Annotated in this window: 9 protein-coding genes and 5 pseudogenes; 4 read left to right on the top strand and 10 right to left on the bottom strand. The window is 39.1% G+C overall.

Annotated features, from left to right (window positions below; all coding sequences use genetic code 11):
* Positions 1-52: 52 nt before the first annotated feature.
* Positions 53-1,378 (top strand): response regulator, encoded by a 1,326-nt coding sequence (locus tag KV40_RS22640; RefSeq protein ID WP_036486228.1) that lies wholly within the window; start codon positions 53-55, stop codon positions 1,376-1,378.
* Positions 1,379-1,438: 60 nt separating this feature from the next.
* Here the strand turns inward: KV40_RS22640 and KV40_RS22645 are convergent, their stop codons facing one another.
* Positions 1,439-1,996 (bottom strand): hypothetical protein, encoded by a 558-nt coding sequence (locus KV40_RS22645; protein ID WP_036486230.1) that lies wholly within the window; start codon positions 1,994-1,996, stop codon positions 1,439-1,441.
* Between the two features lie 171 nt (positions 1,997-2,167).
* Between KV40_RS22645 and KV40_RS34265 the strand changes: the two are divergent.
* Positions 2,168-3,452: pseudogene (locus KV40_RS34265) on the top strand (IS630 family transposase).
* A 437-nt stretch (positions 3,453-3,889) separates the two neighbouring features.
* Here KV40_RS34265 and KV40_RS36785 read toward each other — a convergent pair.
* The 8 genes and pseudogenes from KV40_RS36785 to KV40_RS22695 all read right to left on the bottom strand — a co-directional run bounded on the left by KV40_RS36785 (position 3,890) and on the right by KV40_RS22695 (position 17,149).
* Positions 3,890-5,089 carry a DUF4114 domain-containing protein gene (locus KV40_RS36785; protein WP_371260815.1) on the bottom strand — a complete coding sequence of 400 codons (1,200 nt, stop codon included), beginning with the start codon at positions 5,087-5,089 and terminating at the stop codon, positions 3,890-3,892.
* Between the two features lie 270 nt (positions 5,090-5,359).
* A pseudogene (locus KV40_RS36790) lies at positions 5,360-6,127 on the bottom strand (glycoside hydrolase family 5 protein); the annotation flags it as partial.
* A 344-nt stretch (positions 6,128-6,471) separates the two neighbouring features.
* Positions 6,472-9,306 carry a cellulase family glycosylhydrolase gene (locus tag KV40_RS32435; protein WP_052055844.1) on the bottom strand — a complete coding sequence of 945 codons (2,835 nt, stop codon included), beginning with the start codon at positions 9,304-9,306 and terminating at the stop codon, positions 6,472-6,474.
* 223 nt (positions 9,307-9,529) lie between these two features.
* Positions 9,530-12,124: a DUF4114 domain-containing protein gene (locus tag KV40_RS22675; protein ID WP_036486233.1), complete on the bottom strand. Its 2,595-nt coding sequence runs from the start codon at positions 12,122-12,124 to the stop codon at positions 9,530-9,532.
* Positions 12,125-12,485: 361 nt separating this feature from the next.
* Entirely contained in the window at positions 12,486-14,870 is a 2,385-nt protein-coding gene (locus tag KV40_RS32440) for a DUF4114 domain-containing protein (RefSeq protein ID WP_052055845.1), read from the bottom strand.
* Between the two features lie 252 nt (positions 14,871-15,122).
* Entirely contained in the window at positions 15,123-15,524 is a 402-nt protein-coding gene (locus tag KV40_RS22685) for an STAS domain-containing protein (protein ID WP_072013872.1), read from the bottom strand.
* Between the two features lie 327 nt (positions 15,525-15,851).
* Positions 15,852-16,460 (bottom strand): annotated as a pseudogene (locus KV40_RS22690) (sugar transferase); the annotation flags it as partial.
* 143 nt (positions 16,461-16,603) lie between these two features.
* Complete coding sequence (locus tag KV40_RS22695; RefSeq protein ID WP_052055846.1) at positions 16,604-17,149, bottom strand: glycosyltransferase; 546 nt, start codon at positions 17,147-17,149, stop codon at positions 16,604-16,606.
* 274 nt (positions 17,150-17,423) lie between these two features.
* On the opposite strand from KV40_RS22695, the pseudogene KV40_RS34270 reads away from it, so the two are divergent.
* A pseudogene (locus KV40_RS34270) lies at positions 17,424-17,665 on the top strand (DUF3854 domain-containing protein).
* Positions 17,666-18,093: 428 nt separating this feature from the next.
* Positions 18,094-21,102, top strand: coding sequence for a calcium-binding protein (locus KV40_RS32445; RefSeq protein WP_052055847.1), 3,009 nt, complete (start codon positions 18,094-18,096; stop codon positions 21,100-21,102).
* Positions 21,103-21,136: 34 nt separating this feature from the next.
* Here KV40_RS32445 and KV40_RS35825 read toward each other — a convergent pair.
* A pseudogene (locus tag KV40_RS35825) lies at positions 21,137-21,494 on the bottom strand (hypothetical protein); the annotation flags it as partial.

Below are 21,494 nucleotides of genomic sequence, written 5' to 3' on the forward strand. Positions count from 1 at the left end.
GAATATTAATTAGAAAAAAATATCATTTATAAATTTAATTTAACTTGATTTAATGTCTAAAACTAAAACTTTTATAACTACTGGTAGCTTCAACTTTCAATTCGATCTAAAAGATCACAACATTTTGATTGTTGATGATAATCCTACTAATTTAGCAGTAATTGTAAATTATTTAGAAACTTCAGGATTGACAATTTTGGTGTCTCAAGATGGAGAAAGTAGCTTAAAACGGGCTAAATATGCCAAACCGAGTATTATTTTGCTTGACGTACTAATGCCTGGTATTGATGGCTATGAAACCTGTCGTCGGCTTAAGTCCGATTCAGAAACCAAAGATATTCCCGTAATTTTTATGACGGCTTTGTCTAGTACGGAAGATAAGGTTAAAGGATTTAAGTTTGGAGCTGTAGATTATGTCACCAAACCCATCCAACCAGAGGAGGTATTTGCCAGAATCAAGCTTCATTTAGAATTACGTTATATGACCAATACTTTAGCCCGACAAAACAAAATTCTTCAAATAGAAATCGAACAGCGAAAAACCGCAGAAAAAAAATTATCTGCAATCAACAATCGCTTACAAGGAGAAATTAAAGAGCGAATCGAAGCTCAGAAAAATCTTAAAATGCTAAACGGCAGATTAGAAACTATTGTCGAGAGCAGAACTATTGACTTAAAACTCATCAATCAAAATTTACAGCATACGATCGCCGAACGAAAAAAAGCAGAAGCTAAAGTAAGAAATTCACTACAAGAAAAAGAACTTTTACTAAAAGAAATTCATCATCGAGTAAAGAATAATTTGCTGGTAGTTTCCAATCTTTTAGATTTTCAAACTGACTACATTGAAGATCCAGAGATTTTAAAAATGTTTGACAATAGCAAACACAAAATTGAATCTATGGCTTTGATTCACGAACAGCTATACAATTCATCCGATCTCAAGCAGCTTAATTTTAATAACTATATTGTCGCTTTAGTTGACAAGTTATCCTATTCTTACGATACCAGCACAAAAGGAATAAAAATTTCCCTCGATATTGACGATATTTATCTCAATATAGAAACGGCTAATCCTTGCGGTCTAATTATTAATGAATTAGTAGCTAATGCTTTAGAACACGCCTTTCCAAATCACCAAAAAGGTAATATATTGCTAACTTTAAAAAAAGTAACCCAACATCAAATTACTTTAACGGTCACAGATGATGGAATTGGTTTTCCCAAAGATTTGGATTTTCGGGCAACCGATTCTCTTTGGTTGCAATTAGTTTGCACCCTCACCGAACAACTAGAAGGCACGCTTAAGTTAAATAGAACCAAAGGAACGAGTTTTGAGATAACATTTTCCGAACTTGATTATGACGAGCGATTATAAATATATAAATTAGTTTTATTGTCAAACTTTTCTTTCGTTTTAGCTATTTAATGCCAAATATTAATCAACATATATAAGTGGCATAGAAACTACTGTTACACCAGTAATATCTTGTTCTTTTATAGAAAAAGTATGATTATCGGATTCAAAATTGCCATTAGAAACATTGGTTTCAATAGTAATTTTGTTGTAGACTTCTCCATTTTCAAAAAAGAAGTTTATAAAAGCATAAGGCTCATGACAAACTTCTCCATTAAATAAAGAGGTCGGATTACAATAATAATCCTCTTTATTAGATAGCTCTGCCAAAGTATTAATAACATTTTGAGTATTAAAGACAGCAACAATTTCTTCGTCATTGTAAAAGGTAATTACATTAGAACTATCTCCTGCTGACCACCAAAGTCCAAAATATTTTTGCTTTCGGTCTGCACTAATGTTAAAGCTTGAGCTATCATAAATTTTTGGTTCGATAAAATAAGAATTATCAGCACCGCCAAATATAGTTGTATTTTTAATAATTAGATCGCCATCATAACTGTAAATACTTGAATTTTCACTATCTTGTTTACTAAAAGAATCTGTACTATCAATTGTCAGATCGTTAAAATCAACCACGAACAATTGTTCGCTTATGGTTTTACTTTGAACCGTTGGTTCTTCGACAGTGACCGTAAATGCTTGTGCAGCGTTACTTGCAATTAAGCTAGTAGTTCACCACAATGGTTTTGACAGGTAACTAAAGATTTGAGAAGCTTAACTTAAATACTTAAATACTTCTCGCAAATCATGGCAGTCAAATACATCGTAAATCTATCTGATGAAGAACGTTCTTCACTCTGGAACATCACCTCAAAAGGTAAAACGACAGGAAGAATTGTCAAAAGAGCCCAAATTCTGCTGCTGGCAGATGAAGGACATCCAGACGAGATGATTGCTACTATGTTGAAAGTGGGAGAATCAACAGTTCATCGAATCAGACAAAGGTGCGTAGAAGAGGGAGTGGAAAAAGCGTTAACAGAACGTCCCCGTCAAGGCAGTAAAGCCAAACTAGATGGCAAAACAGAAGCGTTTTTGGTGGCAACGGCTTGTAGTGATGCGCCTGAAGGCAGAAAGCGTTGGACAATGCAGCTACTGGCAGACCGTTTAGTCGCATTGAACTTAGTCGAAAGTATTAGTGATGAGACAGTGCGTAGAACTCTTAAAAAAACCAAATCAAGCTGCGGAATGCAGTCGGACGGCGCACAGCTTGAGGTTGCCTCAAGCTTGCGTCCCGACCTTGGTTAAAGGAACAATGGTGTATTCCCACCATGAGCGCAGAATTTGTCTGGAAAATGGAAGATGTCTTAGATTTGTATAGCCAACCCTATGACCCCTGTTATCCTCAAGTCTGTTTTGACGAACGACGCGGAAGCAAAGCTTCCCAGTCGTCGCTAGACGACGATCTGCGCGTACGCGCTGCCCAATTACTGAGTGAAAAACGAGTTCCTCTTCCTAGCCAACCAAGACAGCTAGAACGCTACGATTACGAATATAAACGAGAAGGAACTTGTAACCTGTTTGCTTTTTTTCAACCCTGGGCTGGATGGAGGCATATTAAAGTAACCAGCCAAAGAACGGCAATTGATTTTGCCCATTGTATGAAGGATTTGGTAGACGAATATTTTCCCAAGGCAACTAAGGTCAAAGTAGTTTTAGATAATCTTAACACTCATACTCCCGCATCACTTTATAAAGCTTTTTCTCCTAAAGAAGCAAAAAGAATTTTAGACCGACTCGAATTTCATTACACTCCCAAACATGGTAGCTGGTGAAGCAGCGCGGTCTTGGGGGTTTCCTCCATGAGCGACTGCTGAACCCTTTAGGGTTAAATATGGTCGAAATTGAATTTTCTGTTGTTTCCCGTCAATGTTTGAATCGACGTATTCCTGACATTGAGATGATGAAGCAGGAGACTAGGGCATGGGTTCAAGAAAGAAACCAACAACGAGCAACTGTTAACTGGCGTTTTACAAGCTTTGATGCACGAGTAAAACTAAAGCGATTATATCCTCAACTTACCTGTCAAAATTAAATTGGTCGAGTACTAGTAGCAGTAGCCAATAATATAATTTTCAATAGATTCATTTAATTTTTTTTGTTTTTATTTGTTATCGATAATATTTTTTTTGACAATAAATGCATCAGAATTTTTACTAAAAATAATTTAAATTATAGTTAAAGTAATTAGTGCAAAAATCTATGCTTTATAAATTTTTGGTTAAATAATTGAGATAATGTATTGGTATTCGTTGTTTTTTCTCAAATTATTTTCTAATTAATTTTACCCACTTCAAGTAGCGAGTAGCGAGTAGTAGTTAAAGCTACTGCTAATACATATCTACCATAAGGAAATTAATTGGAATGACTATATAATCAAAAGCGACTCGTCAGATGATGAGCCGCTGGCTGAAAGTTATGTTATTTAAGCTTTTGAAAGTGAAACTTTGTTTGATGTGTTTGAATGCTCCGTTAAAAATAATTTACGATGTCTCGTCCTATAGAGGTTTTGAGCCAGTTTGAACTATCGTTGGCATAGTCAGAAAAATCGGGCATACTAACAGAGTTTACGCCATCTAAGCCAATAACAATGTCGTTATAGTCCGAATCTGCACCCAAATTTAGCTGGATATCTTCCCAACCCAGGACAGTATTAGTAGCTGAGTCAGTAATTGCTGCTACTTGAACTCGATTAAAATTGGCTGCTGCCATAGAAAACATCGGACGTAAATTGTTACTCCAGGAAGTATCGAGCAATTCGTCTAAGCTACCTTTAGGATTCAATACCAAACCGACGAGATCCCCTGGGTTCATTGCCAGAGTTTGAACTCCTTTATATTCACCTGTTAGTAAATCCTGTTGCCACTCTGCTTTGATCGCATCGGTAAACTTGGCAGTGTCGGTAGAATCTTTCAAGAATACATATCCCTGTTCTGAGTTAGTCAAAGTTCTTCTAATCGCTTCTTTTCTAAACTCAACCGAAGTCACGTCTAAATTTGCCAATCCCGACAGGCTAAAAATACCGATTTCTCCTTCGTAGACACCGCCATCGTAGAGAAAGTCAACGTCAACCATACCAGAATCATTAACGGCAAACACGCCTTCATATAAAGTTCCATCAGCATATTGCAGCAGTTTTTGCCCTGCTGTAGTGTTTTGCCAGCGACGTTCGGAGTTTTGGGCGACATCAATAGCAGGGGTAGTACCCGTTGCTCCTGTCAATTTAAAAACCACGTCGTTGTAGTCAAAATCTGACTGTTGCCAGTCGATGCGGACATCTTCCATAGCGTAAGTACCGTTATCGTCTACGGCTACGATTTGTCCCGTTTGTTTGGCTTCTTTTCTGGTTAAATCTCCGCCTGGGTTGGCTTCGGGGATCGAAAAAATTGGTAGTTTACCCCACTGCCAAATTTGATTGGGATCTTGGGCAATATCGGCTACGGTGTTATTTTGAGTCAGCATCAGAGCAAATTTATCACTTCTGTTCATGGTGAAAGAACCGACTCCGTCATAGTTTCCCTGATTGAAGTCTTTTTCCCAAGACAAAGTTTGACCAAATAAAGCCTGTTCGGTTTTATCCTCAATCAGAACATAACCCAAGTTTGAATTACTCTGAGCGCGTATGGCAGCTTCTTGAATAAATTCAATCGAACCTGGTTCGTAAGCTTCCATACCTTCTAAGTTAAAGACTGCCAATTCACCTTGAAACCAACCGCCATCAAACAGAAATTCGTAATCTACCTGTCCTGTCTTATCGACTTTAAAAAATCCTGAAGTATATTGATAATTATTTTTTTTGGATTCATGGGTGTGACAATGCGAACATTCTAAATCTTCTGCTCTTTGTAAATCGTCCCAGACTATTGCCCCAAGTTCGCTTAAAACTTCTGTATTCGTACCATCAAAGTCATGAGTATCGCCCGAAGTTAAATTAGCCTCCCAAACAATGCGTCCGATTTCTCGTTCCTGGGTGGCAGCAATAGTTTGCGTCGTAGCAGCTAAAGTACTTTGTCCTTCATTCTCGGCACCATATTCACCGATAATAACGGGAATATCGCGAACGTATAGTTCATCTAGATAGCTGGCGATATCTTTATCGTTCCACTGTTCGTAAGCGTGAATCGAAAAGACAATATTGTCATTTTTGTCCAAAATCTCTTGAGCGTGAGTGGCAATAGTTTGGGTATGAAAATCTTGTCCCCAGGCTTCACCATCAACGACGATGAGGTTATCTGCACCTTCAGCACGAATGATATCAATTAATTCACGATGGTAACTCACCCACTTTTCGGGGTTAGCTGTAGCGTTACCAGGTTCGTTATGGAGGTTGAACCATACGTTGGGATTGTCTTTAAACTCCTGTGCCATATCGCGCCAGTAAGCTTTGAGAATTTCCTATTCGCTATCTTCATAATAGCCACCAATGCGATCGTGAGCGTCAAATATTACTACTGCACCTTGACTGGTAAACGCATCGACGATTTGATGGTTGGTTCCATAGTTATTTTCGGCAGGATGGGGTTGCCCGTAGTTTCCTAATAAATAATTGGGAACTCTAACAGTATTGAAACCCCAGTCATTAATCAAAGAGTCTACCTGGGCAATTCCTTCCCAGGTAAACATATTAATTCCCTTAACGATAAATTCTTTTCCATCGGGTTCGTAAATCTGGGTGTCGATGACTTTAAATTGTGAATTAACAGCACTCATATAAAATTCACTTTGAAATATATAAACATGACAACTATTATTAATAGTATTTTTGTGATGTTTGCGATCGCGCTTGTTAAAACGTCTATAAACAGATAAAGTTTGTTTGATTTGCGTATAAGATAATTTCTACGAAATAAAAAACTATCTATTTTGTTTTTTGACAATAAAAAGTTTACCTGTATCGTTATCGATTGCTTTGCTATTGTTGCGATCGCAGCCCCCTTAAAAATATGCCTACGCTAAGCTAAGAGATTTTAAATCCATCAAAAAAGCTCTAATCCTTTCACTATTAGAGAAGCATTGAAGCTTTTGAAGTTTGAGAAAAGAAATTGAGGTATAGCCTAAATAAAGTCTATAGCTGATAGTTCAGAGCTTTCTATATTCTTGATGATGCCTATTAATAACTGGTTGTTAGCAATACTAATCATGACATCATTACTATTGGTTCCAGTTCCTTGAATGATGGTTAAATCTTCAAACTTTAAGTTGCCCCACAATTGAATAATATCCTGACCACCTTCAAAGTCTTCAACTGTATCGACTCCTCCATCGTTAGCTAAAACAAAAAGATCGCTACCTTTACCACCTTCTAAAGTGTCGTTACCCGAACCACCGAACAAAACGTCATTTCCAGCATCGCCAGCGAGAAAGTCGTTATCTTCTTCACCAAAGAGCAAATCGTCGTTGCCTCTGCCAATTAAGGTATCATCTCCCGATCCACCGAATAAAACGTCGCTTTCTTTGCTTCCTCTGAAAGTATCGTTTTCATCTCCGCCTTGAATAGTATTACTCTCTGTTGTAGTTGATAACTCCAGATCTTCTTGAGTAGTTGAGGTCGAATCAATAGAACTTACTGAAGAGTTAGTTAGATTGCTGGTTTGTAGAGTCTGACTAGAAGTAGAAGAAAGTTGAGTATTGTTATTGAAAGAACTACTGGCAGTATAGGTTAATAATTCTTGCCCGACGGCTGTTGTGCGCCAGTCTCTTTGTGTATTAACCCATTCATCCATCGAGGCAGCAAACCCCTCTGCTCCTTTGATTTGAAAGACAACGTCATTGTAGTCACCATCTGCATTTCCCAGATCGACGCGCATATCTTCAAAAGCAAACGTGCCATAGCTATCGACAGTCACTATTTGTCCTTCTCCACTACCATTGGGATTAGCTTTAGGAATAGAGAAGAGAGGCAGTTTACCCCATTGCCAAATACTATTGGGGTTGTCAGCAATTTCTTGGACAGTAGTATGCTGAACGAGCATAAAGGCAAAGCGATCGCCTGGAGTCATTGCAAATCCTTTTTGTCCGAGATGATCTCCAGCATTAAAGTCTTTTTCCCAAGGGAGCGCACTACTAAAACGCCCTCCCTCAATGCGATCGCGCAATAGAATATGTCCTCGATCGGAGCTAGTAAGAGCGCGAGTGGCTGCTTCTTGAATAAAGGCTTCCGTACCAGGAACATAAGCCTCCATCCCCTCTAGACTAAATACTGCCAGTTCTCCTTGAAACCAGCCTCCATCAAAGAGGAAGTCAAACTGAATTTGCCCAGTAGAATCGACTGTAAAAATGCCAGAATTACTATCGGTATTAGCGGCATAATCTAGAATATTTTGTCCTACTTGAGTTGTCCGCCAGTCTCTTTGAGTATTAACTAATTCATTCATATTTGGGACGACGCGATCGACTCCTTGAAGTTGAAACACAATATCGTTATAGTCTCGATCGCTTTGATTCCAATCGACTCTGGCATCTTCAAAGGCAAAGGTTCCATTATCATCCACTGCAACTATCTGTCCTTCTGCTGTGCCAAAGTTTGCTTCTGGAATGGAGAAAAGCGGCAGCTTACCATCTTGCCAAATACTATTAGGATTGTTAGCAATTTCCTGGACAGTGGTATCTTGAATGAGCATCAACGCCAAACGAGTTCCTGGAGTCAAATTGAAATCTTTTTGACCGAGATACTCACCATGATTAAAATTACTTTCCCAGGGTAGGGAACTACTAAAACGCGCTCCTTCGGTGCGATCGCGAAGCAAGATATGTCCTTGTTGGGAGTTAGTAAGAGCGCGAGTGGCTGCTTCCTGGATAAACTCCAGAGAACCAGGAGTGTAAGTTTCCATACCTTCGAGGCTGAAGGCTGCCAGTTCTCCTTGAAACCCCCCTCCATCAAACAGAAATTCAAACTGAATTTGACCAGAGGAGTCTACTTCAAATACTCCGTCGGTAAAAGTGTAGTTATTAACGTTCTCAGTGTAGCCATCTAACTGTTCTAAATCTTCAGATCTTTGCAGATCGTTCCAAACTAGTTCGCCTAAATCGGTCAAAATTTCAGGGTTTGTCCCATCAAAATATTCTGCGTGTCCTCCAGTTTCCGTCGTGAGGTCGTTATTGTCATCTCCTTTAGCTGTCCAGACGATTCTTCCGACTTCTCCCTCTTGTGCTGCCTGTAGCATTTGCTGAGATGCAGCTAAAGTGCTTTGTCCGACATTTTCCGAACCATATTCTCCCACGATAAAGGGGATATTTTGACTGTGGAGAGCATCAAAATAGGCTGCAATATCGTTACTATTCCACTGGTCGTAAACATGAATAGAAAAGAGAATATTTTCATTACCCGCCATAATTTCGCTGGCATGGTTGAGGATGGTCTGAGTGTGATAGTCCTGTCCCCAGGCTTCTCCGTCGATAACAATTAAATTATTTGCCCCTTCAGCACGAATGAGATCGATGAGTTCTCGGTGATAGCTAACCCATTGTTCGGGACTCGCTGTCGCATTACCAGGCTCGTTATGTAAGTTAAACCAAACATAAGAATTATCCTTAAATTCTTGCGCCATATCGCGCCAGTAGTCTTTAAGAATTTCCCATTCACTATCTTCGTAATAGCCACCGATGCGATCGTGAGCATCAAAAATAACTACCGACCCTTGACTGGTATAGGCATCGACAATTTGATGGCTAGTTCCATAGGCATCGTCTTCGGGATGGGGTTGGTCATAACTACCCAATAAGTAACTAGGGACTCTAATCGTATTAAATCCCCAAGTGTTGAGATAATTATTGAGATTATCAATTCCTTCCCAAGCGAACATATTCGCTCCCTTGATAATAAACTCTTGTCCAGTAGGATCGTATATTTTTGTTCCTATTATTTGAAATTGAGAATTAATGGTATTCATTTGATAAATAGGGAAAAATACAAACAATAATAAATGTAGCTTTTCAAATAATATGACTACGCTGTTTGTAAACACGTTTGCAAACACTTGAATTTTGTTTTATTTGTGTATAAGATAATTTCCCAAAAAAGCGATCGCGAATGTTATTTTAAAATTCGCGATCGTAGATCTAAAAAGGAACCAAAAAACTAATAATTAAGAACCGAGCCAAAAATTGCTGTAATTAAACACCTAAAACATCATCAAAAGAATAGTTAAAGACATCATTACCAACTGTAGTTTCTAACCAATTGCGATTGCTAGCCATAACATCTTCAATTTCGGTGATGCCGATACCTTCAACGCCTTCGATAGCGATGACAAAATCGTTGTAGTCAATATTAGAACCCAGATCGCGACGAATATCTTCAAAGCTAATAATCGTGCCTTCTGCTCCCGTTAACACTTCTGCTATCTGTACTTGGCTGTTGTGGTTAGCTGCAGCCATAGAAAATAGGGGTTGCTTTTTAGTCGCCCAATCTGGTGCGGTTTTGGCTTCCTCAAAACTACTGCCAGGAATCAACACCATACCAAAATCATCATTGGGATTCATTTGGAAGCTTTGCTGACCGCGATAGTTACTGCTATCGGTATTGTAGTTCTTTTCCCAGTTTAGATTGCCGCTAAATCTCGCTCCTTCATCAGCATCGCTAGCAATGATGTATCCTTGAGTAGAATTACTGGTTACTCTAGCTAGTGCTTCGGCAATAAATGCTTCAGAACCAACTTCATAGATGTCCATACTAGAAAGACTAAAGATTCCGACTTCTCCACCAGAGTAATGACCACCATCGTAGAGAAAATTGATTTTTACTTCTCCAGAGTCGCCAACGCGGAAAATACCTTCATCAAAAGTCGCTCTGTTAGCATACTCTAGCAACTCTTGCCCGATGGAGGTACTGCGCCAGTCGCGATCGCTATTAATGTAATTATCCATCGCAGCAACTGCACCTTTAGCACCTTTAACTTGGAAAATAAAATCGTTGTAGTCGCGATCGCCTCCAACCAAAACGTCTTCAAAAGCATAAGTACCGTTGCCGTCAACATCCACTATCAATCCTGCTTCAGCATATTTAGGATTGGCTTCGGGAGTAGAGAAAATTGGCACCTTGCCCCATTGACCGACTTGAGAAGGGTCGGTGATTTCCCAAACTGTGGTGTTTTGCACCAGCATAAAGGCAAATTTATCGCCAGGGGTCATCGTGAAGCTGCGGACACCTTGATAGCTATCGGGGTCTTTATTGAAGTTGTTTTCCCAAGCCATTTTTTGGGTAAATTTCGCACCTTCGTTGCGGTCATTAGCTAAAACATAACCAAGCTCTGAGTTAGTCAACGCACGGCGAGTTGCCTCGGCGATAAAGTTATCCGAACCTGGGTCGTAAATATCCATGCCGCTGAGACTAAAGACGGCTAATTCTCCTTGAAACCAACCGCCATCATAGAGATAGTCAAAAGTTATTTCGCCAGTTTCGCCAACTTCAAAGACACCTTCGTTGAAAGAAGTTCGATTGGCATAGGTCAGCAAGTTTACTCCCGTTCCTGTATTGCGCCAGTCGCGGTTGGCATTGACAACATCATCCATACTGACAGTGTTGTCGCTCTCTAAGCCATTTACCTGGAAAACAAAGTCATTGTAGTCGTAGTCTGAATTACCAGATTCGATAACAATATCTTCAAAAGCTAGAGTTCCATTATTATCTACCGCAGCAATTTGATTTTCATCAGTAGAAAAGAGAACTTTTTTACCCCATTGCGAGGTGCTATAAGGATGCTGGTAGATATCTTGGAATGTCGTGTGTTGGACTAGCATAAAAGCTAGCTCGTCTCCTGCTTCCATTTCAAAAGAGCCAACCCCTTGATAACCTTCGGCATCACTATTGAAGTCTTTTTCCCAAGTTACGGTGTCGCTAAAAAGTGCGCCTTCACTACTATCTTTGATAAGAATACGACCTTTTTCGCTATTGCTGAGAGCGCGGTTAGCAGCTTCGGTGAGAAATTCTATCGAGCCTGATTCGTAAGCCTCCATTCCTTTGAGGCTAAAGACAGCTAATTCACCTTGATACCAACCACCATCGTAGAGATAATCAAATTCAACTCTGCCAGTAGAGTTGACGATAAAAGTACCACTTTCAAATTGAGGACGACTGGTGTAGGTCAATAATTCTTGTCCGACTTCAGTATCAAGCCAGTCGCGATTAACATCAATCAAATCTTCAAAGGTTGCTGAGGTAGTAGTAGCACCTTCGACTTGCACTACAATATCGTTATAGTCACGGTCTACTTTCTCAGTATTGCTAATATTAATATCTTCCCAACCAAAAGTATGACCGTCGCCAGTTAAATCAGCAATTTGACCGAATGTTTGACCATTGGAGTTTTCGCCAGTATCAAACGAAAAGAAAACATCTTGGACGTAACGATTTGCCGCTAAATCCTCAACCGTACCGTTAACGACTAGCATCATGGCAAAGCGATCGCTTGCACGCATTTGGAAACTTTGTGCGCCTTTGTAAGCAGTACCACCATTAAGATTTTGAAAACGTGCTAAGTCTGTTTTATCGTTAAGAACTACATAACCAGCCTCAGAATTGGTAAGTGCGCGGTTAGCAGCTTCTTGTAAAAATTCCGTCGAACCAACCTCAAGAGTTTCCATTCCTTCGAGGCTGAAGATTGCTAATTCGCCCCGATACCAGCCACCATCGTACAGATAGTCAACTGTTACTTTTCCATCTGAATTGACTGTAAAAATTCCGTTAGTATAGTTATTAATAGTAGTCATTTAGTTTAATAATTTAATTTACAAAATTTAATCTGTGGTTATTTTTAGTATCACAAGCTACTATTTGCGATCGCGTTTGTGTATTCGTTTAACTTGTATTATTTTTATAGTTATTTTGTATAAGTTGCAGAGAATAAGTTAAACCACATGCGCTCGATCTGTATTGAAGCGGCAAGCGATCTCTTAAAACTGCATAAAAAAACCTTCTTCTTGCAGACAACTCTATAAAGAAGAAGGTTAAAAGTATATTTAAAAATAGTATGGCGATCTCTAAAAAATTCTTATTTAAAGAGAGTTAAAACAAAGTTACGGCGATTGTAAAAGATAAGAGAAATTCTGATAATGCCAAACGTGCAAACATTTAAACAAGGCTGTAATTGTCAAAATAGCTAACAATTTCCTGACCGACTGGTTTATCAAGCCAGTTGCGACCATTGTTTATTAAATCTTCAATAGCATTAATACCAATCGCATCTGCACCTTCAATCGCTAAAACTATATCGTTATAGTCTTGATTCGAACCGCGTAGGCGTGGAACATCTTCCCAGCCAACAATCACTCCGTTAACATCGTCGTAAACAGTTCCTATTTGAACAGTATTGTCTTGATTGGCAGCAGTAATAGAAAAGAATGGTTGTTTTTTGGTTTCCCAGTCTGATGCCAAAAGTGCATCTTCAAGGGTAGTATCGGGAATTAAAACCAAACCAAACTTATCACCAGGATTCATTTGAAAGATCTGTCTGCCTGAATATTCTCCTTGGTTAAAGTTTTTCTCCCACTTCAACAAATCACTATATCTAGCTCCCTCTAGAGGATCTTGAATGACTACATATCCTTGTTCGGAGTTACTAAGAGCGCGGTTAATTGCTTCAGTAGCAAAAGCATTGGAGTTCAGATCGTATGCATCCATCCCTTCAAGGCTAAAAATACCGACTTCCGATTCGTACCAACCACCATCATAGAGATAATCAATAATAACCTCGCCAGTCGCTCCTACTTCAAACACTCCTTCGGTAAAAGTTTCACCATTAGCATGATTGAGAAGTTGTTGTCCCATTGCAGTAGAACGCCAATCGCGAGTGGGATTGACAAGCTCGTCCATACTGTCAACATTTCCCGTCAACCCAGCGACTTGAAAAACAAAATCGTTATAGTCATAGTCTGGATTATCGGCGTCTACTCTAACGTCTTCATAACCAAAAATTCCATTATTATCCACTGCTGCTATCTGATTGCTATCGGTAGAAAACAGAACTTTTTTGCCCCACTGAGAAGTATGATTTGGATTACTGTAAATATTGGCAAAAGTAGTGTGCTGAACTAGCATAAAGCCTACTTCGTCCCCAGGATTCATGGCAAAAGTTTTAGTTCCCTGGTAATCACCTTTGTTAAAATTCTTTTCCCAGCTAACTGCAAAATCAAAATGCGCTCCTTCATCGCGATCGCTGGTTAAAATTCTTCCTTGAGTTGAGTTGCTAACTGCTCTGGCTGCTGCTTCTTGGAGATAATCTAAAGAGCCATATTCGTAAGCTTCCATTCCTGCCAGACTAAAAACTGCTAACTCTCCCTGAAACCATCCTCCATCATAGAGAAAGTCATATTCAATTTGTCCCGTATCGCCAACGGTAAATACACCAGGTGCAGTAGTATTATTATCAACCTCGCTCTCTATTGAATAGTTTTCTGTGCCAATAACATCAGTTAATTCTATATTTGTATTGTTGCCAGAATTGGGATCGTCGTTAATCGAAGTAATGGTGACAGTGTTGCTTAAATCGCCAATTCCTCCTGTAGGTGAAGTGTCAAGAACTTCTACGGTAACTTCTATAGCAACTTCTTCTCCTGGGTTAAGAAAACCTAAATCTCCAGTCAAAATACCACCAGAAGTGGAATCATCATGGCTAACGGTAGTAATTGCACCTTCATTGTCAGTGATTTTAGCAGCGATAAATTTGACATTAGGATCGAGATTATCTGTAAGAACAACCTGATTGGCAACTGCATCAGAGTTATTAGTAGCAAGAATTGTATAGGTAAACTGTTCGCCTATACTAACTTCAGCCGAATCGTCTTGTACGGTTACAACATCACTATCACCGACAACGACAGAAAGATCTGCTGAAGTGCTAAAAAAATCTTTAACTCTTAATAAGGGGATAGTTTGATTGCCAGTATTTATTTTATCTCCAGATTCGATCGCACCAGAAGTCTCAGCACCAATTAGTCTCGATTGCACGTTACCTGTAGTTCCTACAGGAATTTCATCTTGCAGAACGACCCAAGCTTCTAATACAATTTCTTTACCAGGATCGAGATTGGTAATTTCAAAAGTTCCCTGGATTTCCGTGCCAACCAAATTCCAGGAAAAGTTACTGACTGTAGCGTCTGTATCATTACTGGCACTCGGATCGCTGGCATCGATAAAAGCAGCAATTACACCCAAGTTACCGTCATAGCCAAATAAACCACCATTAGTAGTTGCAGTTTCCCATCCAGCAGTGACGGTAATAGTATCGCCGTAAACAGAGCCTGCACTATCTGCGGTAATGCGAAATTCAAAAGGAACGATTTGTCCTAGTGCCAGATTAGCAGGTGCTAGTGACTCTACACTATCAATAGCTGTAGCATTATTAAGAGGATCGCTTTCGCGTCCAACAGGTAGAGTAGATATTTGCTGGGGAAAAAGGCGATCGTAAAGAGTTGAATCGGCAGCACTAAAATCTATTTGATAGTCATTTCCAGCCATAATATTTTGATTCCTCGATTGCAGAAAAATAGAACGAAATTTATAAAATACAAGTTATTGGTTTAACTGTTCATAGTGTTACCTACTATTGTTAGTTTTTATGTTTAACTATTTGTTTGAGTTGAATTAAATTTGTATGTGTTGAAATTTATGTTTAGACTATAAAACTCTTTATTTTTAAAGAAAAAAGTTCGCGAACAAATTTGCTAAATTCAAAAACGCGATCGCACTATAAGCAATTTGCCAAAGTTATCAGTGAGCAAAAACAGTTACAGGAATAGGTGTTTGCTTTTCGCTTTTAAGCTCGACAATGTCTTTAGCAGTTTCTTCAAGTGGAAAAACAGATTCCAATCCTGCTAGAGACAAAACTATATTTACTTGAGGAGAGAAGCTTAAAAAAGTTAAGCCAATATTATTTTCTTTAGCAAGACGTAAAATTTGACATAAACCAACTAAACCAGCACTATCAATAAAAGTAGTTTGTCCGAGGTCGAGAATCATTTTGGTTACCAGTTTACCAGAGTTAGATATTTGCTCGAATAGTTGCTTCAAACTATTATTTTCTATAAAAGTAAATCTAGATGGCATACGTATTAAACAAGTGTTGTTTAAATGCGTTAGTGTAAAGTTGTTGGTAGTGGTTGTATGAGTCATAATTACCTCTTTAGTTGTTTTGTTATTTTTATTATCATTTGACGTTGTTTGAATTCGAGTTTGTTTATTTGTTTTACTTAAAGTAATTGTGTTTGACTTATGTATGAGATCTGTGTTGCTCTAGATGACTCTAACAGAGACGATGAATGAAAAGTTTTTATGTAAAATTGGTTTCGAACAAAAAACTCTGGCAATTGATGCCAGAGTCAAAAGGAACTTTAATAATTATCGAAACCAAACAAAAACCGTTTTTTAGCCCTCGATTGTTGGCTAGTCTTTCGTTCAAACAAATACTTGTGTATTGTTGCTAAATTATTGTTATTTCAACTAACACGCGCCACTTTTTTTACTAAAAATTACGCCAATAGTTTTGAAAATCAATTTTAAGTCGTAAACCAGACTCCAATTTTTTTGATATTGCAAATCCAAATGCAATACTTCGGCAAAATCAGTGATTTTAGAACGTCCGTTAACTTGCCATTCACCAGTCAAACCTGGTTTGACATCCAGGCGTTTCATCTCATTTTCTTCATAGCATTCAACTTCATCACAAGTAGGAGGTCTAGTACCAACCAGACTCATCTCACCTTTAAGAACATTCCAAAATTGAGGAAACTCATCTAAGCTGGTTTTTCTTAAAAAACGACCTACTCTAGTGATGCGAGGATCGCACTCGTTTTTAAAAAAAGCTCCTGTAGCTTTATTTTCTACTAAATATTTTAATTCACTCGCATTAGTAACCATCGAACGGAACTTCCAAATCCGAAATGTTTTTCCTTTATATCCGCAGCGAGTTTGACTAAACAAAATTGAACCAGGACTGTCAAGTTTTATTGCTACAGCAATAGGTACAAATAAAATTGTAGTAATTCCTAAACCTACTATCGCTCCACAAATATCTAATAAACGTTTACCTTTAGAATTTACTGAGACATGAAGGGATGATTTTGCTTCTGTAGCTTGCTTCTGAATGCTAACGGAAGTTGCTAATAAATTGCTATTAATAATTGTATAAGTCATAGTTTACCTCTGTTATATAAAATAAAAATATTGAAGCTAGCTAAAGTAAATTCGATAACTTAAGCAAAGGCAGGAACAAAATCGCCAATTAGTTCTTTGGTTAAATCTTCTAATACAGCACTAGTTTCAAATTCTTCTTCTAAAAGAAAACTAGCTTGCTCGTAATATTGGGCTGGAGAAATATTTATTTTTGCTGCTTGAGGTGAGGCTAAAAATTCTGCTAAGTCTTTTGGAGAGTTAGCAATAGGAATTCCTTGCTGGGCTAGTTGTTCTGCTAGTTCTAGTTGATGGTCATCAACATGTTCTTGAAATTTACTAGTGCGAGGAACTAAAATAAAAGGCTTGGTAAGGTTGGCAAGTAAATCGATAGTTCCTTCGCCACAGTGAGCGATAATTAAACGAGCTTTGTCAACCAAACGCTCAAATTCGCATGCGTCTAATACAGAATAACCTTTTACTTTGTTAGGTACGATGGTGCAAGAGCCATACTGAATAATGATTTCTTCTTGTTCTGGTTGGAGTAAATTTTGTGCAATTAGTTGGTCGATCCAATTCATCAAACGATTTAGAGGAAATTTTTCGGTGCCAACGGTAACTAAAATCATGACAGTTAATTTTATGTTTGTGGTTTGTTTGTTTGGTTATTCTTAGTATCACCTGCCATGATTTGCGATCGCGTTTGCGTATTTGCTTGAGTTAAAATAATTTTGTATATTTTTTGTATAACTTAAGAGCATTTCATATACGTCAAGCTAGATAAATTAAGCTATTAACTAATTCTTATAACTTACAAATTATCCAAACTGTTCAAACGCTATTGCCAAACTAAGCTGTTCGTCCCCAATATCTTTCTGGTTATGGGTAGTAGATAATCCTGAAGTGCTCTTGATTATTACCGAGGGAGCGAAAAAAGCAGCTTCATTAATTAGTCTAAGTCATCTGGCGATCGCCAACCTAAAAATGAATTTGAGCGCAACAGGGGACTGGCTAAATTAATTCCCCAAATTCAAGTCTTTGCCACATCAGGGCGTACGCTTTATTTTGCCTTTGACAAAAATACTAAATCCAGCACCATCGCCAATGTAAAGTGTTTTATTTTTATAGGACAATTTACTGTTTGACAACAAGTCTAATGAAAATTCTGTGCTTTGCTAACTTCCGATTATATTCTTTTTCTCTAGAACTTATTTAAGATACTCGCTATTTCCTCAAACAGTTGCGGTTTGACTACACATAGACACTTGAATTGTTTTTCTCTCAAATTTTTGATTTGTTCGTAGGTCATGGTTTTGTCAGCGATCGCTTAACTGTATTACTTTTCTCATTTTCTGATTATTCATGCAAGAGGTCTACTTAAGAGTTTTTTTATTTAGCTATAAATATTCTAGAACTATCAATATAAATACTTATATTTTTAATTTTAAGTAAGTATTGAAATAGTTGTTTGTAAATTTATTATCTAGTTAATGTCTATTAAATTATCTAGTGTTATCAAGTATATATATAAAACTTCGTATGTATATCGATTACAAACATTAATAATTTAGTCATGAGTCAGATTCAAGGAACCACAAATAACGATATTCTATTAGAAACTCTTCTCGATGATTTTATTATTGCCCTAGAGGGAAACGATGAAATTTATGCAGGTACGGGGCGAGATTTTGTTGATGGCGGAACTGGTTTCGATAGCTTAATCCTAAATTATTCTCAGTTCGATCGGGGAATGAATCTGTTCCTCGATGATTACGATCGCGAATTCTATGCAACTGCCCGTGAAACTGTTAAAAGTTACGGTATGGTCAGTTTTTATGACATTGAATTTTTCAAACTGCTAGCAGGAAGCGGCAGCGATTATATTTATTTTGGTTATGACAATACCACCGACGAGTACATCGATGCTGGTGCTGGAGATGATATTATCGATGCGGGTTTGGGCAATGACACCATTGATGGTGGTCAAGGTTATGACGAACTGCATCTCGATTTTAGACTCAGTCCCAGTGGAGTTACTTCAAGTCTAGATAGCAATACCAGTGGAGTTTATCAGGATGGTACTAACAAAATTGTTTTTAGCAATATCGAAACTTTTGAAGTCTTTGGTTCTAGCTATAACGATCGTCTGATTGGTAACAACAATACCTATATTAATGGTAGAGAAGGTTTTGACACGATTGTACTCGACTATAGCGATCGCACCAGTAATATTGATTTTACACTTTATACTTATGACTTTGGTAGTGAGACTTTAAGCGGAGAACTATCGCTAGCGTTTTCCGAAAATGATTTTTACAGTTATGGCACCTACGAGACAATCAATTTTGATGATATCGAACGTTTCGAGCTAAAAAGCGGTAGTGGCGATGATTATTTAGATTCTGCCTATACCGAAAACACTACTGATGATGTCATTGCTGCTGGTGCGGGTGATGACATGATTAGAACTGGCAGGGGCATTGATATTGTTGATGGTGGGTTGGGGTTTGATGTCTTGCAGCTTGATTATGGCTTTAGCGAGAGTGGAGTTTACACTACTCTGTTGGGCGACAAGATTATCTATAAAGACGGCGTTAATAAAGTAACTTTTAGTAATATCGAACATCTCGATCTTGCAGGTACGGATTTTGATGATGAATTTTATGTAACCGATAGTGCGTTTATTTACGGTAATGGCGGCGTTGACACGGTTAAATTTAGTCGTACCTTGGCTGAAGCTGGTAATGTTTATCTAGATGGTTATAAGGTTCGCGTTGGCAACGATACTACTTTAATTGGAGTCGAGTTTATTGAGTTTAGCGACGCTCGTTTGGAGGTTACAGAAACTGGCGTAGTTAATACTGCCGAGCGCAACCAAACTGAAGCTCAAGCCGTTATCGAATACGGGCAGTTAGACTGGGTTGGACACCAACTGCAAACGGTTGTCTTAAATAATAGCTTTACCAATCCCGTTGTGTTTCTCAAGCCTCTGGGTACGGACGATACAGATCCTGCGGCAATACGTTTGCAAAACGTTACCAGCAATAGCTTCGACCTGCAAGTAAAAGAAGCTAACTATCTCGATGGAATTCACTACTCTGGAGGGGTAAGTTATTTTGTCGTCGAAGCGGGAACCTGGGAATTACCCGATGGTACTTTATTGGAGGCAGGTACGCTTGATAGTGAAAACCAGATTTCTAAAAATTGGGAAACTGTTAATTTCGATCGTCGTTTTGATGCTACACCCGCAGTATTTACTCAGGTTCAGACTAATAATAGCCCCGAATTCGTTCGCACCCGTCAGAACAACGTAGGTGTTGGTGGTTTTCAAATGGGGATGGAAGAGGAAGAAGCCTTAGAAAATACCGCTCATTCTGCCGAGCAATTAGGCTGGATGGCGATCGAGACGGGCAGCGGTAACTGGCTTGGCAATAACTATCATATCGGTACTACTGGCGATCGCATTACTGATAACTGGGGAACTGTTAATTTTACTTCTGACTTTAGTTCCGCACCGCAGTTTTTGGCTTCTCTATCGAGTTATGACGGACCCGATCCTGCGGGAGTTCGCTACCGCAATCTAGCGACCAACAGTATCGAACTAAAAATTGAGGAAGATACCAGCTACGACAGCGAAACCAGCCATACTACTGAAAATGTCAGCTTTATGGCACTTGAAGGTGAGGGAGTTATTACGGGTGAGGCACTAGCAACAGATGTCGTGCCACAGGTTTTTGGCGAAACGGGAGGGATTGAATTTACTGGTAACAGCTTAACTGTCGAGTTGATGAATAGTTACGATAATCCTGTAGTCTTCCTTCAGCCAATGTTTGCCGATAGTCGAGAGTCGGTGGCGATGCGCTTAAATAATATTACTGGTAATAGTTTTGAGGTTCGACTCCAGCAGCCCGACTATCTTGCTAGTGCGGGTAATCTTCCTACCTTTGAGGGAGAGATTGACTACTTTGTGATGGAAGCGGGAACTTGGCAGCTTGAAAATGGAACGCTACTAGAAGTCGGCACTACCAGCAGCAAGGGATTGGTAGAAAAAGGTGTGGGATTCGACGCGGTTGATTTTAGCGCGGAATTTGCTACTACTCCGATGATTCTTTCCCAGGTACAAACTGAAAACGATCCTGACTTTGTGCGGACGCGCCAGCGCAACAGCAGCACCAATGGTTTTGAAGTGGCTTTAGAAGCAGAAGAAATCAAGCGCGGTATGGCACACGATACCGAAACTGTTGGCTGGCTGGCAATGGAAACTGGTTGGGGGCAATGGGGAGATTTTACCTACTATGCCAACCGCACCGAGGATGCTGTTACCCATGACACCTATGCTGTTGAGTTTGATGGCTTATTTGCAGGGCAACCGCAGTTTACCGCTAATATCAGTACCTATGACGGTTCCGATGCTGCGGGCTTGTATTGCGACAGAATCTCGTCTGTGGGAGTAGAACTTCAGGTTCTTGAAGAACAAAGCTTGGATTCGGAAATTCACCACACTACTGAAATTGTCGATTTTCTGGCAATTGAAGGTAGTGGTAGTCTGAGTGCTATACCTGTAGCAGATTTAGGGTTTTAAAGAAAAAAAACACCCGTTGTGTGCAACTTCAAAATTAATCAGAAATAAGTTGTTGAAAACACAGTGGGTTATTTGAGTGACGTTTCAACCACAGAGCAACGTGCGCTGGAGCGCACCGACATTGCCATAGGCAATAGCGAATCACCATAGGCGATTGAGCTAATAACTTCTGATTGATTCGGCTAGTCAAATGCCATAAATCTCTAGCCTTAACTTTTTCAAGATGAAATCGCTCTACCAACTGTCCGATAAAAGTTTTCACTAAACGACGAGTGGGAGCAACGCGAAAAAGTTGGCTGGCGATCGCTGTCTTGATGCGCGTTCCCTTGCGTCTTGCGCCGAACAACGCATTCGCGCAAACGCCATGCCCTGGAGGGCATCGCCGTTGCGGA

The organism is Myxosarcina sp. GI1 (genome assembly GCF_000756305.1).
In the GTDB taxonomy this organism is placed as follows: Bacteria; Cyanobacteriota; Cyanobacteriia; order Cyanobacteriales; family Xenococcaceae; genus Myxosarcina.

Excerpts from the sequence above, each read along its gene's own strand:
- KV40_RS22640 (WP_036486228.1), top strand. The coding sequence starts at position 53 with ATGTCTAAAACTAAAACTTTTATAACTACTGGTAGCTTCAACTTTCAA.
- KV40_RS36785 (WP_371260815.1), bottom strand. The coding sequence starts at position 5,089 with ATGGAAGCTTACGAACCAGGTTCGATTGAATTTATTCAAGAAGCTGCC.
- KV40_RS32435 (WP_052055844.1), bottom strand. The coding sequence starts at position 9,306 with ATGAATACCATTAATTCTCAATTTCAAATAATAGGAACAAAAATATAC.
- KV40_RS22675 (WP_036486233.1), bottom strand. The coding sequence starts at position 12,124 with ATGACTACTATTAATAACTATACTAACGGAATTTTTACAGTCAATTCA.
- KV40_RS32440 (WP_052055845.1), bottom strand. The coding sequence starts at position 14,870 with ATGGCTGGAAATGACTATCAAATAGATTTTAGTGCTGCCGATTCAACT.
- KV40_RS22685 (WP_072013872.1), bottom strand. The coding sequence starts at position 15,524 with ATGACTCATACAACCACTACCAACAACTTTACACTAACGCATTTAAAC.
- KV40_RS22695 (WP_052055846.1), bottom strand. The coding sequence starts at position 17,149 with ATGATTTTAGTTACCGTTGGCACCGAAAAATTTCCTCTAAATCGTTTG.
- KV40_RS32445 (WP_052055847.1), top strand. The coding sequence starts at position 18,094 with ATGAGTCAGATTCAAGGAACCACAAATAACGATATTCTATTAGAAACT.